This window comes from Chryseobacterium sp. CCNWLW53 (assembly GCF_037083525.1).
Taxonomy (GTDB): Bacteria; Bacteroidota; Bacteroidia; order Flavobacteriales; family Weeksellaceae; genus Chryseobacterium; species Chryseobacterium lathyri.
The window spans coordinates 245312-262263 of sequence record NZ_JBAOJR010000002.1 but is presented as its reverse complement, the minus strand read 5'-3'; the positions used below and the strand labels follow the sequence as shown (position 1 = coordinate 262263).

Genomic DNA, 16952 nt, shown 5'->3' with positions numbered 1-16952 from the left:
TCCGTGAAACGGATCAATAAAATAATGCCATATGATTCATATGGCATTATTTATAAAACATTTCACAATTAATACGTTATCATTAAAATAGGTTTAAAGGCTTAATAAAGTATTTTTCTGCCTTCAATTTTAACCATATTTTCATTTTCCATTTTCTTAACAGTTCTTATAACCGTCTCAACACGTAACCCTGTAAGGTTGGCAATCTGCTGCCGGGTATAGGGCACCTGAAAAGCTTGGTTACGATCGTTACCCTGGGTTGCCTTCAAATAGTCCATGACCGTTTTGATTTTGAACTGTGGATCTGTGGATGAAATATTAAAAAGCATTAAATATTTGTAGTAGAGCCGGTCGGACATGCATTTAAACATATCCATCATCACATCCTTATTTTGATGAATGAGCGAAAAGAAATCTGCCTGAGGCAGTTTCATGACGGAACATTGTGTTTTGGCAACGGCAGTCATGGGATACGGCTTATCGTTAAAAAGTAACGATTCGCCAATACTTTGCCCATCGGAAAGAATATTCTGTGTGAATTCTTTACCATCCTCATGGTAATTATTGAGCTCGACAACACCATTAACAATCTGGAAATAAAATTTAGCAAAGCTTCCTTCACTAAAAATAATCTCATTTGGTAAATAGGTTTCATATTCACCTCCATAAGCTAACAAAAGGTCTTCACTGATTATCATATCTTAAAATTTTATTGATAGTTAAGTAATGAACATCGTAGTAAAAAATTGGTGCTTTTCCAATATCAAAAAGCAAGCCATATTAATTTATTGTTACGAACAATACCAAATAAAAACCCGTGTTTATGATCAGGATAATAATATAAATGAGAAGTATTTGTTAATTTTATAAAGATTAGCATACCTGATGGTAAGCATTAAACAATGTTTTATGATAGCAGGAACCATATCTGCCTTTACATCGATAGCTTTTATAACTGTTGCTGTATTGTATTTCCGGACCTGTTCAACTAAATGTAACATACACGATCTATTTTTTGGTGCCATTATTGGAGGATAATCAAAACAATTCCAAATGTCAATTAACATGAAAAAGCATATCATTATTGTTGGTGGAGGATTTGCAGGAATTAATCTTATTAAATCCTTAAAAAATGACAATAGATTTCTTATTACGCTTGTTGATAAGAACAATTATCATTTCTTTCCTCCCCTTATTTACCAGGTGGCGACCTCTTTTATTCAGGCCTCCAACATCAGCTATCCTTTCCGTAGATTATTTTCAAAATACAAAAATGTGAATTTTCATATGGGAAGTCTTCTTAAAGTGAATCCCGAAAGCAAAACCATAGAAACAGATACAGGAAACCTGACTTACGATTATCTGGTTATTGCATTGGGAACTGAGTCCAACTTTTTCGGAATGGATAATGTGCAGAGATGTGCACTTCCTATGAAAAGTATTGAGGAGGCACTTTATCTGCGGAATCATATGCTCCTCAACTTGGAGGAAGCTGCCAGAAATAAAGACCCGAAAACCGCAGAAAAATTACAGAATGTGGTTATAGCAGGCGGCGGACCTACCGGGGTAGAACTGGCGGGCATGATCGCGGAAATGGGAAAATATATTGCTGAAAAAGAATACCCGGAGATCAAGCTCAACCTTTCCAATCTGTATCTGATTGATGCCTTACCTACCCTGCTTTCCCCGATGAGTAAAATGGCACAGGAGACTTCCCACAAGACTTTACAGGAGCTTGGTGTAAAAATACTTCTTAATGTTTCGGTAAAAGACTATGTCAATAATCAGGTGCTTCTGTCCGACGGAACATCGATAGATACCGAAACCCTCATCTGGACTTCCGGAGTTATAGGACGGGAAGTTCCTGGAATTCCGGAAGACAAAATAGGAAAAGGAAGAAGAATTTTAACTGATGAATACAACCGGGTAGAAGGAATGGAGAACATCTATGCGGTAGGAGATATCGCTCTTCAATTAACGGATAAAGAGTTCCCGAAAGGACATCCCCAGCTTGCCCAGGTGGCCATACAGCAGGCTAAAAATCTGGCTAAAAATTTCATCAGGATCGAAGAAGAAAAAATACTCATTCCCTTCAAATATAATGATAAGGGCAGTATGGCGATCATTTCAAAATTCAATGCCGTGGTGGATCTTCCCAAATTTTCTTTCAAAGGTTTCCTGGCTTGGCTTACATGGCTGTTTATCCATATTATTCCGCTGGTAGGCTTCAGAAGCAAAATCAGGCTAGCATTGGATTGGTTACGGCTGTTTATCACCAATAACCCATCCATCCGTTTAATTCTTTATCCAAAAAGAAATACAACTCAACAAAAAAAATAAAGTATGAAAACAGAAGAAACAGTATCCGTCCTCAATGACCTGCTTCACATTACGAATGACAGGATAGAAGGATTTGAAAAGGTTGAAGGAAAAATCTGGGAAATGTATCCCGGAATAAAAGATGAGTATGACCGCATGATCTCACAATCAAAAATCATGAAAAATGAGCTGATTAACCTGATCACTGAAAAAAACGGAAAACCTGAGGATTCAACTTCCATTGCAGGAGCTCTCCACAAGACATGGATTGATATTAAAAATTCATTTACCATAGGCAATCTCGAAGAATCTACCTTAGAAAATGTAATCTTTGGTGAAAAAGCGGCCATTGAGGCTTATCAAAAAGCTCTGGACAGCGGAGATCTCTGTGAAAAAAGCGAGAAAATTGTTTCAGAGCAATTACACAGCCTGAAGATATCTTATCAGCAGTTTAAAAATATTGAAGAATATAAAAAGAAAGAATAAGGATATGAAAATTTAAGTTCAACAATCACACACCAAATCTTAAAATAACATGAAAAAGAAATCACACAAAGAAATGCTATAGGAAAAACATCGACAACAATTGTTGTGGCTGCTGTTGCTCCAATTGTTTTTGCCCAGTCATAAAACATCAAACATACCGCAGGACAAAATCTTATCTACCCCACTACAAAAAGTTTATATCAAATATTAAAGTATTGAAGCCACCTCAGGGTGGCTTTTTAAACGATCACAGGTAATTTACTATAAAGATTTGGTCTAAAGTTCAATTCTATTCAAATCCTTTACGGTAGGACCTGTAAGCATTTTCCCATTGACATTGAATCTGGAACCATGGCAAGGACAATCCCAGCTTATTTCTGCACTATTCCAGCGTACTTCACAATTCATGTGAGTACACGTACTTTTAACAAGATGTATTTTCCCTCCGCTGTCTTTATATACAGCGTAAGATTCACCTTCGTATTTTACAACTTTTGCTTCACCTTCAGTAAGTTCGGTTAGGGAATTTATCTTCTCAATAAACAGTTTATCTTTCATAAAATCCAATACTACACTAGCCTGCTCTTTCACAAAATTGGTAAAGCCGGCCACCGGTTTTATCCTTCCCGGGTCAAAAAGCTCTTTATACTTACTGGAACCGGTTAAGATTAAGTCTCCAAGAATTTGTGAGGCAATAGTTCCAAAGATCATCCCGTTTCCCCGGAATCCTGTGGCTGTATAGATTTTTTTGCATCCCGGCAATATTCCAATATAAGGAAACCCGTCAGTCGGTTCATAGTATTGGCTGGACCAGCTGTAAACAGCAGTATCTACATCAAAATGTTCTCTCACATAGTTCTCTAATTTCGAAAAGCATTCTCCGGTATCCTCTGTATGTCCTGTTTTATGGTCTTCACCACCGGCAATCAGCAGATCCTCACCATTTATATTCTGAATTCTGTAGTAATGATAGGGATCAGTCAGGTCATACCCGAGATCTTTAGGATAATGATCTCCTTTCAGGCTGAACGCAATGGCATAACTGCGGTAAGGAGCGTTCATCAGATGAAGGATGCTCACTCCGGGAGGAATATGGGTAGCATAAATAACATGGTTTGCACTAATACTTCCTTTTGAAGACTTCAAGATTACTGAATTCTCCTGTTCATCATGCCCTTCACAAACACAGTCTTCTACGAGTGTCCCTCCCAGATTAATAAACGCCTCTGCAAGGCTTTTGATATATTTGATGGGATGAAATTGCCCCTGATTGGGAATAACAGCCGCCTTCCTGAACGCAAAAGGAAAAGGAATTTCATTGGTAAACGTCATCTGATGTCCTACCTGTGATGCCCCTTTTACCATATCCTCCAATTGTTTTTCCTGCTTCTCATCTAAAGCAAAAAGGTAGGCTGTTTTGTTTTCAAAATCACAGTCAATATTAAATTCCCTGATATTATTCCTGATGATATTTTTGGCTTCAATGCCCACATATTTCAAGAGTTTTGCGCTATTTAAACCAAAATCCTTAATGGCCTGGGCATAGGTGGTATCAAAGAAGTCATTTAAGTGGGCAGTTGTTCCGCCGGTGGTTCCAAAACCAATGTTGGCAGCTTCCAGAACAATACACTTCTGACCTTCTTTCTGTAATCTTATTGCGGCAGAAATGCCGGTAATACCGGCTCCAATGATGGCAACATCATAGTGTTTTTCCAAGACTGGCTCTAAAGAAAACTTTTTAATTTCCTCCTGCCATATACTTTTTCTGGCTCCATCCCTGTTCATCACTTTTTAGCTTTTAAAGTGTCGCTTTTTAATCTTAGATCGTTTTTCTTCTTTGCTTCATCCTCATTTATATCACAACGGCAAGCTGTTAAACTCGTAAGGCAAAATGCCATTAAAATGATTGTTTTCATATTTTTTTGTTAGGGTTTATCTATTATTTTATTGCCTTAATAAAGATTTTTGTCAAAGATTTCGTATCATTTAGAAACATCTTCAAGGGAATGAGGGTGCGTAATAATATCATCCAGCTTCATAATGTTAATATTTAGTGGGTGTGAAGAATCTCTTCGGACAACATCTCTGGTAGTTTCCGGATTAAAATGTCATATAGATTTTGAAATCTATATGACATTTCATTATTTGACTTAATCTTCCTGTTCTGCATCAAAGTTGATGAAGGTTTCAGCAATTTCAGTAAGGTTATAATCTGTATCTTCTTCCTCCTGAAGTGTTTTTTCGAGCAGGTCTGCAGCCTTATCGTGTCCCATGGTAATAGCAAGCTGAGCCAGCCCCCCATAAGTTGCAATCTCATAATGTTCTACTTTCTGCGCAGCAATAATCAAAGCTGCATCTCTGGTCATAGAACCTTCTTCTGTAGATTTTATAACTTCCTCGCCTTCTTTTATGATTCCTTTTATTGCTTCACATTCTTTTTTTGCAGGAGTCTCATCAATGAGCTTAAAGACTTTTTCCAAACGGCTTATATGTTTTTTGGTCTGAAGCTGATGGTCTTCAAATGCATCTTTCAGTTCTTCGGTTGTTGCCGCTTCCTGCATTTTCTCCAGTGCGTCGATAATGGCATTTTCTGCGAAATAAATGTCTTTAAGAGAACTCACAAAGAACTTGTGCAGTGGAGAATTCTTCATTTCGTTTTTGTCTACCGAAGCATTGTCTACTTTCATTTTTTTATCTGCAGCAGATGCTGTTGCAGTGCCTGCAGATGTTGTTGTACTATTTTCTGTTGTTTTTGTTGCCATGATATATGTATATGATGTGGTGTTGAAATTAAATTAAAAGATTACCTCTTTAAAGCTGTAAAGAGGTAATCTAAAAAAATTATGAATTATTACGTCTGCCTCCAAATCCTGATCTTCCTGAACCGGAAGATCTTCCACCACTATGAGAAGCTTGTCCTCCCATGCGGGCAATCCTAGTACGTTCAGCTTTACTCATGGATGCAAAACCTCTTCTTGAAGTTTCGTTTCCTGAATTTCCTGAATTAGAACCACGACCTGAGCCACTGCCGCTTCCTGAGCCTGAACCTCTTGAACTACCACCAGCGCCTGATCTTCCTGAATTTGAAGAAGATCTTCCGCCTCCATGGGAAGCTTCTCCTCCCATACGGGCAATTCTTGTACGCTCAGCCTTACTCATGGATGCAAAACCTCTTCTTGAAGTTCCGTTTCCTGAACCTGAAGATGATCTTCCTTTTCCTGATGAGCCGGATCTAGAGCCTCCTCTACCTCCGGAAGAAAATCTTCCCTGACTGTCTCTTTGTTGATTATCTCCTCTGGAACCTTCTCTTCCTACGAAGCTTCCACGTCCTCTATTATCATCGTCTTCATCATCATATTCATCATCGTCATAATCTTCGTAATCATCGTCCTCGTAGTCGTCATCATCATAGCTGTTTTCATAATCATCATAATCATCTTCATATTCAGAGAAATCATCATCATACTCTTCATCTTCGGATGCATCGTTATAACCATGGTCATAACCTAATTGATAAACTTCCTCTAAAGTAGATCTTTCACTGTTTGAAGAATTACTTCTTGAACTACGACTGTTTGAATTTCTAGTGCTCATAACTGAATGTTTTAAAAAATTAATATATAAGTGATGTATTGCAGTTCTTAACTAGTATCAGAAAAGCAATGGTGTTAGTATATTGATATAATTGTATTAAGCTGAACAGCTTATGTATGACCTCCACTATGGAAGCATCAGATTTTTAATCAGTTTGATATTTCAAATTTACAGCAGAATAATTCTCATGTTTATGACCCGCATCATATTAAATAATTTTTTCTGTTGATGATCTTCGATAATGTATTTATAAAGCGTGTAGTTCAAAATTACAACCCTATATAATTTATTTTTATGATTTACATCATAAAAAACAGATATTATTCAACATACTAAAGAACTGCACACATTTTAATATTAAATAACACATTTTAAGAATTATACTATTTAACCAAAAAAATCCAAAATATAATAACAGTAATAATAATCTAAAAAGTAAAGATATTATATACAAAAAACCTTCCTGAGTAGGAAGGCCAGAGTATATGAGGTCTAAAAAAGTGTTTAAAGGCTATAAAGTTATTTTCCATCCTCTGTTTCAATGCAGGACCGTTATAATCAGTTATTGCATCAATTGAGTACCAGTTTCTCAGTAAGAAACTACAGATTATTTTTCAAATTTATCTACTTATTCTTTTTTAGTTTATGAGCTAGATCACAAAGTAATTTTATTATCTTGAAAACACAATTATTTGGCACTTGTTCTTGTCCAAAAAGCACCGTATGTCAACATACAGTGCTCTATTCTTATTAAAATATATTCAGCTGAACCAATCATTAACCAGTCATTATCCCTCAGACAAAGATTATTAATTTTCCAGATGATTATTTTTTAAAAACTCTCCTATTTTATTCCATTCAATCTGTCCTGCAATGGAATTGGAATTGGCGTCAAAAACGTGTTCCCCGTAAGGAATTTCAACATAGGAAACGGGAAGCTTCATTTCTTCCGTTTTTTTTACAAATTTTCTTGTAGCTTCTACATTTACGACATGATCTATTTCGCCGGCAATAATGAACGTCGGGGAAATTCCTTCGGAAAGCTGGTCTATTAAATTCAGCTGTGCATAGCGCTGTGGGAATTCGGTGGGTGAACCTCCGAGATATTTTCTAGCCGCATATTTGAGATCAATATTCTTTTTTTCATCTATTTTCTGCCAGAGCTCGGATAAACTGACAGGCGGATAAATAGCAATAACTGCAGCCGGAACCGGAGGCTGGGGGGAATCGTAAGATTTGGCAAAACCTTTCCTTAATCCTAAATCTGCCTGCATCACCAAAGCGGCCCCAGCGGAGCCCCCTACTAAAACTATTTTGTTCGGGTCAACATTGAATTTTTTTGAATTTTTCACCACAAATCCCATTGAAGTCACGACTGAATTAACAGCAGATTCCCAATTGTGCCGGTCTTCTTTTCCTAAAGGATAATCGATGGAAAAAACGGTGTATCCATGATCTTTAAACCAATTGGCTGCATAACCTACCTGGGTTCTGTTCCCTTCAATAAAAGCACCACCGTGAACAAGAATAACAGGAATCGCAGGCACAGAAGATTTTACTTCCGGACGGAAAACATCTATATGCTGCTCTTCATTATAAATCGTAAGATAAGAATAGGTTTCCGTAGGTTTTATCGGTACTCCAGAACTTTTTAATCCCCGGGAAAAAGAAACTTTGGTATTGTATTTTTTGGCCGTGGAAAACATCACAGCCGTGAAATAAATCTGGGCAAGAAAAAACAAAACCGAAAGGACCAAATTGGCTATCAGTAATTTCCGCCAGTATTTTCCATATCGGTAGAAAAGAAAACAGATCAATAGTAAAACCAACCCCAAAACAACAAACTGTGAATTGAACTGCATGGTAAACGAACTGCTGTAACCGCTCAGAAGCATAGGTGCTTTCAGATATACAGAAATCATGGGAATAACCAATAATATCAGGATAATAAAGAGCAGAACTGAAAAAAATATAGATAAGGACTTTCTCATGGGATTAAAATTTATAAGTTACCGTAAAATATCCGGATGTGGGTGGAATGGCAATTGTAAAATAAGGAGTATTATTGGCCACTGCTGAGTTGTATTCAGCCTGGGTAAAGTTTTCGAAGCCGGCAAGCTGCTGCTGCAGGGTTCCCGGCCTCTGGTAGCTCATTACCCCATATTTGTTAAATACATTGTTCACATTAATAAGCATACTGATATTTTCGTTTAAATTATACCCTATTCCAAGATCAAACTGGGAAAATCCCGGAAGTTTATAGATATTGGTGTTGCTTCCTTCTCTTTTACCCATATAGCTCCAGGTCACGAATCCATATGCTTTGCCGATTTTCAAATTAGGAGTGACGTGGGCCATAATTTTCGGAGTATAGGCAATCGTAGTTCCTGAATATGAGGAAACAGTGTCATCTGAAGGACCGGCACTTCCCAAATTCCATAAATATCCTTCTTTAACTTTCGGATCCTGCAGGGTAAGCACAGCTCTGATACTGAAATTATCAGCCGGCTTTATATTGGTTTCCAATTCAATACCATAGGTTTCGTTTTTATTGTACAGGGACGGTGTGGTATAGAACCCGCCTTTGCCGTCATCAGCCATAAAGCTGTAAGGAATATTGCTCAGCAAACTGTAAAACGGGGTTATAAAAGCATCAAAATAAGTGGTTTTGGTTTTAAAGCCCATCTCCACCTGCTGTGTTTTTCTGGATTGCGGATTCAATAAGTCTATCGTTTCCGGCCTGTTGGCTGCAAAGAACATATCAAGATCCGGAGATTTGCTGCCTTTAGAATATCTGGCATATATGGCAACATTATTATTGAACTTATAATTCACCGCTGCTGAATAGGAAAAGTTTTCCAGCCGCCTGCTATAGGCAACATTGGTAAGTTTCGTTAAAGCATTGTTATTGTACAGGGTAAAAATGTTACTGTCCGTCCCTCCGTTTTTATCTGAAAACAGATAGGTTCTGGTATTATCCCCTTTGATCCATACTTTTTCATACCGGATTCCCCAATCCAGAGTCAGATGATCTGTAATATCCCAGGTATGTCCGAAAAATACGGCCCCCTGCTGCTGTTTGGCTTTAAATTCAATTAAATCCCCCGTACTGCCTGCTGCCTGCGCAAACCCGTCATTATTGGTCAGCTGGTAAACACCGGGTTTTGTAAAATCTAAAGTAGTGACACCCGTTAAGCTTACCGTCAGCATTCTCGGCCTGTTTTCCAAAGTCGTAAGCCCTATCCCGTTAATTCCGGAAAAACGCCATACATCAGAATAACCGTAATATCCTCCAAACGAGAAATTCATATGGTTCCATTTTTTATTGATGGTCAGCTGATTCATGGATTCTTTTACTTTATTTTCATAAAAATTTAGCGCCGACATTGCAAATGAATTATTCTGGATAGACTGACCCGGCAACTGATTCTTGGTGATCTGGTAAACAGGTAATCCTCCGGCCCCCAGGGCAGCATTCACACTGGCAAGTTCCTGTCCTGTAAGCGCATCTTTAAAGGAGTAAGTTCCGATTCCCAGTCCACCGACTAAAAAATAAGAGGTCATATCATCCAGTGAGGTAAGAAAAGAATTACCCACACTGTTCTGCACCACATCATTATCAGAATATTTGCTTGCAAAGAACAGCTTCCAGTCATTTCCCAGGTTATGATCCCAGTTGAGTCCTACAGAACGGTATTTATTGCTAACCAAACGCCCTGAATTATAATCTACATTACCTCCATGAATAAAATCCGGAGAATTGTACTGCAGCTCCGGAATAAGCAAAGACGAACTGCTGCTGAACCCTTCCGCCGGTTCGGGAGCCGTATAGTTTCTGGTAGGAATCAGCTGCGCATAGCCATTTCTGTCATCCAGATATTTAAGGAAAACTTTCAGGCTTCCTTTATTGTATTTTTTTACAATATTTGCTTTTACCTGGCCTCCGTTATTAAACGGATAGCCTGCATACCGGGCACCTAAATCATACCGGTAAAACCCGCCGACATTAAAAAACCAGTTATCACCCAGAGGTCCTCCAAAGTTGGCATCAATTCTGTGATATCCTGAGTTATTAGCTCCCTGAATTCCATATTTTGCACGGATTTCTCCTCCGAATTTATTGCCTCCTGTTTTGGAAATATAATTGAAGATTCCTCCTGGTGCATTGGCCGCCGTAATAGAGGCAGGCCCTCCTCTCACGGCATCAATCTGGGAAATGGTTGCATCTGCTCTTAGAAAAAAGTCGGGACCGTAATTATAATAGGTGGTATTGGTTACAGGCAAACCGTCTTCCTGCATAGATATATATTCGTAAGCAAAAGTACCGTCTGAAGAACCTGCACTGATTCCTCTTGAGCTTACATTGTTCCTGATCTCTCCCAATGATGAGTTCACATATACTCCGGGAACGTTTTTAAGCAGATCTGCAGCACTTACAGGGACCTGTTTTTCAATGACCTCGCTTTTCAGAACAGAGATAGCCACAGGAGCATTCATCCTTGTTCTTTTATCAAATACCCCGGTCATAATCACCTCATCGATATCTTTTGTTTTCGCTGTATCAGCTTCTTTTTTCTGGGCTGTTACATTGGAAAAAGCTGCCAGGAAAAGTACTGCTACCGTGATTTTTGTATTCAAAAATGTAGTCTTCATAATATTGTAATCATTAATTTGTGCCATACTTTTTAAGCCATTCTGCCACATGGGTGAATACCGCCTGCTCATCTGCCGGTAATTTTGTGATAAGATGCCCTGCGCCGGGAACTACAACCAATTTATACGGAACACCTTTTGCTTTCAGGGCTTTTTCCAGAATATAAGCCTGCTGGATGGGAACCACTTCATCCTTATCACCATGAATAATCATTGTGGGAATCTGATTGACAAATTTTACAGGACTGGTTTTAGCATAAGCTTCCGGAATCGCATCACCGGGTTTCCAGACTACTTTGTTTCCAGACATTTTATCCAGGACATTCAAAAGGTTAGCTGCTTTCACGTACTGTAACGTCTGAACATCTGTAAAATCTACGGGACCACACATTTCTATGATGGTTTTAATCTGAGGATTTTTGGTATAGGCATACATCAGCGAAACATGGGCACCTGAGCTCCCTCCGGAAATTGAAAACCCGTTTTTTCTGGTATTCCACTCATTGGCATGGGAAGAAAGATATTTTACAACGTTATCAATATCATCTAAAAGCTCAGGAAGATGGGTGTCAGTAAGATTGGCATAACGGTAATTGAGATTGGCAACAGCAATTCCCTGTGAAAGAAGATATTCAGAAATTTTACCATCATATGTCCTATCACCTTGCGTCCAGGCTCCACCGTGGATATTAACAAGAAAGGCAGTTTTCGGGCTTCTGTTTGCCGGTAGATAGACATCCATTACGTTCCTTTCGTGTGAGCCGTATTGTATATCGGTAAGCTTTTCTTCCTTTTGGCTTACAGAAACCGTTTTGGTGTTTTCAACATTTTGTGTTGAGCAGCTTACCGTCAATAATGTAATGGACAGGGCTGCGATTTTAAAATAATTCATTTCAGTTGTTTTTTTAAATTCTTTTTAAGTATTTTTCCTGTAGCGTTTAAAGGCATCTCGTCTATAAATTCTATGATTCTCGGATATTTATATTTGGCAATTCTTTCTTTTGTCCACAGCTTAATATCTTCCTCGGAAGCGTTGCTTTCTTTTTTCTTTACCACAAATGCTTTAATTTCTTCACCTAGTTTTTCATCATCGATGCCGATAACCGCAACCATGGAAATATCAGGATTCCGCATCATCACTTCCTCTACTTCACGGGGATAAACATTCATTCCGCCCCGGATAATCATTTCTTTTTTACGGTCAACGATGAAGAAAAAACCATCCTCATCCTTTACCGCGATGTCTCCGGAAAACATCCATCCGTTCTTCAGAACTTCCTGAGTTTCTTCAGGCCTTTTGTAATAGGCTTTCATCACATTGGGACCGCGATAGATCAACTCTCCTTTTTCACCAATCGGGAGTTCATTACCTTGATCATCTATAATCTTTACCTCAACTCCCCAGATTGGAGTTCCGATAGAACCGGGCTTTCGTCCCACTGCCAGCTGATTGAATGTCACCACAGGAGAACCTTCGGACATTCCATATCCTTCAATAATGGGAACGCCGAAGCGGGTTTCAAATTCGTCAATGATTTTTACAGGAAGGGAAGCACCGCCGGAGACACAGATTCTCAGTTTTTTAATGCTGTTTGTATTTTCTTCAGTGTTTTCCTCATTCAGCAGGGCCCAGTACATGGAAGGAACGCCGGCAAAAATCCGGATATCAAAACGGATAATGAGCTGATAAACTGCTTTGGCATCAAATTTCGGCATCAGGATAAGATGAAGCGATCTCCGGATTCCTGCAAGCATCATTACCGTTAAGCCAAAAATGTGAAATAAAGGTAAAACAACAAGCTGGGCTTCAAATTCGGTAGATGCAATTATAGTTGTGCTGGCTTCTGAATTGGTAAAGAGATTAATATGTGAAAGTTCGGCTCCTTTAGGTTTTCCGGTAGTTCCCGAGGTATAAATAATAATGGCCGTATCTTCTGACGAGTTAATATAGGATTCAAATTGGGTTTCTTCGTCTTTAATTAAATCATCAAAATTCTCAACATCTTCAGCGAGATTCCCTATACTGATAAAATCTTTGCATGAGGTGCTTTTATCAAATCCCTCCTTTCCAAACTTTCCTACAGGCATTTCCGGAGTTCCTGCAAAGCACAGAAACATTTTACTGTCAGAATCGGACAGCTGGTAAGCAATCTCATCAGGTTTAAGAAAAATGCTAAAGGGTACAACCGTTGCCCCGGTTTTTAATATTCCGAAAAAAATAACCGGGAATTGCAGAATATTAGGACATAGCAAAGCAACCTTATCGCCATATCCGATTCCTCTTTTTGCAAAGGCATTGGCCGCCTGGCCAACTTTTTCATGAAAAATTTTATAGTTGATTGTGGTTTCTCCCAGGCTTAAGGCTGGCTTTTCTGGATTTCTTCTTGCACTTTCTTCCACTAAAATTGATAAGTTCAGCATAATTTTGTTCATATTGAGTTAATGTTGATATGAAAAGGGCCTTGGTTAAAGGGAATTTCATATGAACTAATCTTAACTCCAAATTAATGATATGCTGCACAGGTGCTGACACGAAAAGGAAATTCCGTGATACGAAAAAGAAATTTTTTCATAGTGTATAAAACTGCAACTTCACGCAAATGTCAGGTATAACAGACATTCACGATATTCCGTATAAAAGTGTTTAAGTTTTACTGACGTTCTTCGGAAGGAAGCTTCCCGAAATGACGAAGATAAAGCTGTGAAAAGTGTCCCCGGTTGTTATACCCGATAAAATCACTGATCTCCCCTACGGATTTTTCGGTTTCCAGAAGCATTGCACGAGCTGTTTCCATTCTGGTTTTGATAATATACTGATGAATAGGCAATTGGGTATAATCCTTAAATCCTTTTTTCAGATCACTGCTATTGAGTCCGCAGTAACGGCTTATCTCCCTGATGGCCAGACTCTGGAACGCATTGGTATCTACAAAATCTTTGGCCAGTTTTATTTTGTCTTCAAATGCCTTCTTATGCTCAAAAGTCTTTTCATCGGACAGCAGATAATGGATCCAATAGCTTAAGAACTCTAAAATCCGGCTTTCGAGAATAATACTGCATGAAGCATCGTCAAACGGAGTATCGAAAATAGTTTTAAGTTTTTCCTGACTCAGGTAATTGCGCTGTGCATTTTCCAGCTTTTCTTTCAGAAGCCCTTTATCTTTTGAAAATATGGTTTTGGGTACAAAAATCCTTACGCCATCGATATCAGTAGTATTGTGTTCAAATTTTTTTTCGTCATTAATAAAATTACTGCTGATCTTCCCTTCTTTATTGATCCGGAAATCCATCATCCCATTATCTCCTACTTTATGCGGGGAATGAAAAATGGTTTCTTCATGAAAGTTCCATTTTCCACGGAAAAAATGAAAATTCTTCTTACTGAAAAGAATCAGCTTCCCGGTTCCTAAATCCTCCGGCATCTCCAGAACAGTAGAGTTCAGGAAATCTTTATCACAAAATCTGTAATCCTTCATCAGACCTTGTTTAAAACCATCCGGTTCCAGATAAGGAAGGAGTAATTCCATACAACGGTAATTTATTGGTGTAAGTTAATAAAATTTCAAAACATGACAAATATCATGTTTTTTATTTAAAAATCTGCTGGGCAAACTGGTAAAGAGATCTTCTCCACGTAAGCCATTCATGGCGGGTTTCAGAGGATTTGTATTGGAAATAAGGATAATTATTCCTGTTTAAGAAATCCGTCAATAATTGATCAAATTTAAAAAACATAGCGTCTTCTTTTTCCCCGATTCCGATAAAGAAGTAAGGCTTTTTCTTAGACTTCAGCAAGTTTCCGATAGGAAGTTCTTTAAAAGGTTCTGCCTCAGTTCCTTCATAAATCACTGGGCTGAATGCTCCGATCGCCGAAAATGTTTCGGGATGGGAAACTCCAATGAGCATGGCCTGGTAGCTTCCTCTGGAAAGTCCTGCAATAGCCTTCTTGCCGGAAGCTTTATATTTTTTCTCTATATAAGGAATCAGCTCCTGCGTAATGATTTTATCAAGATTTTTGGAAGAAAGCACTGTTCTGGGATAGTTGTCCGGCATTTTTTCCTGTTCGGCATTCAAGGCAACCCCATAGTCCATCACCACTATCATTTCCCGTGCTTTTTTTTCTGCGAAAAGATTGTCTAAAATGTTTAGGATATACCCTTGCTTTTCCCAACCTGTAATATCTTCTCCGGTTCCATGGTACAGATACAGAACGGGTAATTTTTTTGTACCGTAATTGGGGGGAAGATATACTTTAAAATTCCGTTTACCCTGGGTAATTTGTGAGTTTAAACTGTCATTAATGATTTTCCCATGCTTTACATTTTTTTCCTGGAAAAAAACCTCCCCGGAAGGAACTTCAATTCCACTCGTCGGCTGGCTGTACCCGAAATACAGCTGTGTATTGGGATCATTAGTCCGTTGCCCATCTACATTGAACCAATAGTAATGAAATCCTATTTCCATAGGTGTTGTGAAAATGTTCCAAAAGCCATCTTTATCTTTGGAAACGGAAGATTTTATACTTTTCATGCCGTCTCCTCCATCTAAAGTTACAGATTTTGCATCCGGAAAGTAAACACGGAATTCTGCTTTTTTCTCAGAGTCTATTCTGGGAAATTGCTTTCCCGGTAAAACTGTTGAAGAAGTTTTATAAACCTGGGAAAATACGATGGAAGAGAATAAAACGAAAATTAAAGGTATTTTTTTTGAGTACTGCATTATTTTAGTTTTAAAATATGATTCACAGTCAGACAGCTTTTCTAAAGGAAAGATCTCTTGTTACTTCTGTCAATCCTGTGTTATTACATCAATATTAAGGAAAATATTTTTTCTTTATCCGAATCTATAGAATATTATTCTATGACAGTTTGAAATCCAGATTTCTGCCTCATCCCTGTCCTGATTATTTAAGAAACTGCTTCATCATTCTCAGGGTGATCTCCATGCTTCCAGGAAGTGGCATTCCGTGGGCATAGCCTGCAAAAACGTGTAATTCTGTGAAAATACCTGCTTTTATCAGACGGTCAGCGTAAGCTATTCCACTATCCCGTAAAGGATCTGCTCCAGCAACAAAAATTACAGCAGGTGGAAGATTAGAGACATCTTTAATGTTGCCAGGCAATACGTATTTTTCTTTTGAATTACCATTTTTTCCTATATAGAAGTCTTTTAAAACTGGGAAATCATCACTTTTGACACCGGGAATTCTTTTAAATTCAACAACAGACGGGTAATCCATTCCGAAATCACCGGGAGGAATTTCCAGAACCTGTAAACTGATTTCCGGACCTTTCAGATCTCTTGTATATTGTGCCAGACTTCCGGATATCCCGGCTCCCGCACTGGAACCTCCAACTGCAATCAGTTTTGGATTTCCACCAATACGCACTGCATTTTTACTGGCCCATAACAGGGAAGCATAGGCATCGTGAAGTGCCGCCGGAAAAGGATTTTCCGGGGCGAAACGGTAATCTATATTGACAACAACAGCATGCCCTTTCAAAGCATAATCTGCACACCTCTGATGATCCCATTTAGGAGTTCCATATACAAAAGCACCCCCGTGGAACCAAAGAAATAGGGGAAGATTTTTCGCGTTTTTGGGTTTATAAATCGTTACCGGGATTTCGGGATCTTTGGCATTCAGTCCCGGAATTTTAGATTGGGTTACATCAACGCTGTCTTTGTTTTTCAGTTCCGGCCAGGCCATTTCTGCCTGGGTTTTGCGCTCTTTTTTTACTTCTTCCAGGGTAATATCCTGAATCGGAGCATTAATCATAGCTCTAAACTGGGGCAGTAATCTTTTTTCTGCTTCCTGAAGGGTAAGTGGATTATATTGTTGTGCAAATGATAAGCCCGGGATCAGGAAAGATATTAGGAATAACAGGTATTTTTTCATA

At 38.5% G+C, this 16952-nt stretch carries 14 protein-coding genes; 2 read left to right on the top strand and 12 right to left on the bottom strand.

The genetic code is table 11. From position 1 onward, the window contains the following. Window positions 1-101: 101 nt before the first annotated feature. Together V6R96_RS06185 and V6R96_RS06180 are read right to left on the bottom strand one after the other, a co-directional pair. Window positions 102-698: a Crp/Fnr family transcriptional regulator gene (locus V6R96_RS06185; protein ID WP_336378338.1), complete on the bottom strand. Its 597-nt coding sequence runs from the start codon at window positions 696-698 to the stop codon at window positions 102-104. Between the two features lie 129 nt (window positions 699-827). Beyond that, window positions 828-1001: a hypothetical protein gene (locus V6R96_RS06180; protein ID WP_336378337.1), complete on the bottom strand. Its 174-nt coding sequence runs from the start codon at window positions 999-1001 to the stop codon at window positions 828-830. A gap of 64 nt (window positions 1002-1065) precedes the next feature. Here V6R96_RS06180 and V6R96_RS06175 point away from each other — a divergent pair, with 64 nt between their 5' ends. After that, window positions 1066-2340, top strand: coding sequence for an NAD(P)/FAD-dependent oxidoreductase (locus V6R96_RS06175; protein ID WP_336378336.1), 1275 nt, complete (start codon window positions 1066-1068; stop codon window positions 2338-2340). A 3-nt stretch (window positions 2341-2343) separates the two neighbouring features. Beyond that, a complete protein-coding gene (locus V6R96_RS06170) occupies window positions 2344-2805 on the top strand; it encodes a PA2169 family four-helix-bundle protein (protein ID WP_336378335.1) in 462 nt (153 codons plus the stop codon). A gap of 276 nt (window positions 2806-3081) precedes the next feature. On the opposite strand, the gene V6R96_RS06165 is transcribed toward V6R96_RS06170, so the two are convergent. From V6R96_RS06165 to V6R96_RS06120, 10 genes are all read right to left on the bottom strand, one after another. Continuing rightward, window positions 3082-4590 (bottom strand): FAD-dependent oxidoreductase, encoded by a 1509-nt coding sequence (locus tag V6R96_RS06165; protein WP_336378701.1) that lies wholly within the window; start codon window positions 4588-4590, stop codon window positions 3082-3084. A 365-nt stretch (window positions 4591-4955) separates the two neighbouring features. After that, a complete protein-coding gene (locus V6R96_RS06160; RefSeq protein WP_336378334.1) occupies window positions 4956-5567 on the bottom strand; it encodes a ferritin-like domain-containing protein in 612 nt (203 codons plus the stop codon). Between the two features lie 79 nt (window positions 5568-5646). Then, window positions 5647-6399 carry a KGG domain-containing protein gene (locus V6R96_RS06155; RefSeq protein ID WP_336378333.1) on the bottom strand — a complete coding sequence of 251 codons (753 nt, stop codon included), beginning with the start codon at window positions 6397-6399 and terminating at the stop codon, window positions 5647-5649. A gap of 809 nt (window positions 6400-7208) precedes the next feature. Then, complete coding sequence (locus V6R96_RS06150; RefSeq protein WP_336378332.1) at window positions 7209-8390, bottom strand: alpha/beta hydrolase; 1182 nt, start codon at window positions 8388-8390, stop codon at window positions 7209-7211. 4 nt (window positions 8391-8394) lie between these two features. Next, the gene (locus V6R96_RS06145) at window positions 8395-11079 is read right to left on the bottom strand and encodes a TonB-dependent receptor domain-containing protein (RefSeq protein ID WP_336378331.1); all 2685 of its coding nucleotides are present in this window, start codon (window positions 11077-11079) and stop codon (window positions 8395-8397) included. Next, window positions 11066-11944, bottom strand: a complete 879-nt coding sequence (locus V6R96_RS06140; protein WP_336378330.1) for a prolyl oligopeptidase family serine peptidase — start codon at window positions 11942-11944, stop codon at window positions 11066-11068. Before V6R96_RS06140 ends, V6R96_RS06145 begins: the two co-directional genes overlap by 14 nt. After that, a complete protein-coding gene (locus V6R96_RS06135) occupies window positions 11941-13473 on the bottom strand; it encodes a long-chain fatty acid--CoA ligase (protein ID WP_336378329.1) in 1533 nt (510 codons plus the stop codon). Before V6R96_RS06135 ends, V6R96_RS06140 begins: the two co-directional genes overlap by 4 nt. Before the next feature lie 230 nt (window positions 13474-13703). Next, window positions 13704-14579 (bottom strand): helix-turn-helix transcriptional regulator, encoded by an 876-nt coding sequence (locus V6R96_RS06130; protein WP_111954597.1) that lies wholly within the window; start codon window positions 14577-14579, stop codon window positions 13704-13706. A gap of 61 nt (window positions 14580-14640) precedes the next feature. Continuing rightward, a complete protein-coding gene (locus V6R96_RS06125) occupies window positions 14641-15771 on the bottom strand; it encodes an alpha/beta hydrolase-fold protein (protein WP_336378328.1) in 1131 nt (376 codons plus the stop codon). A 184-nt stretch (window positions 15772-15955) separates the two neighbouring features. Continuing rightward, window positions 15956-16951 carry an alpha/beta hydrolase gene (locus V6R96_RS06120; RefSeq protein ID WP_336378327.1) on the bottom strand — a complete coding sequence of 332 codons (996 nt, stop codon included), beginning with the start codon at window positions 16949-16951 and terminating at the stop codon, window positions 15956-15958. Between the last annotated feature and the right edge of the window lies 1 nt (window position 16952).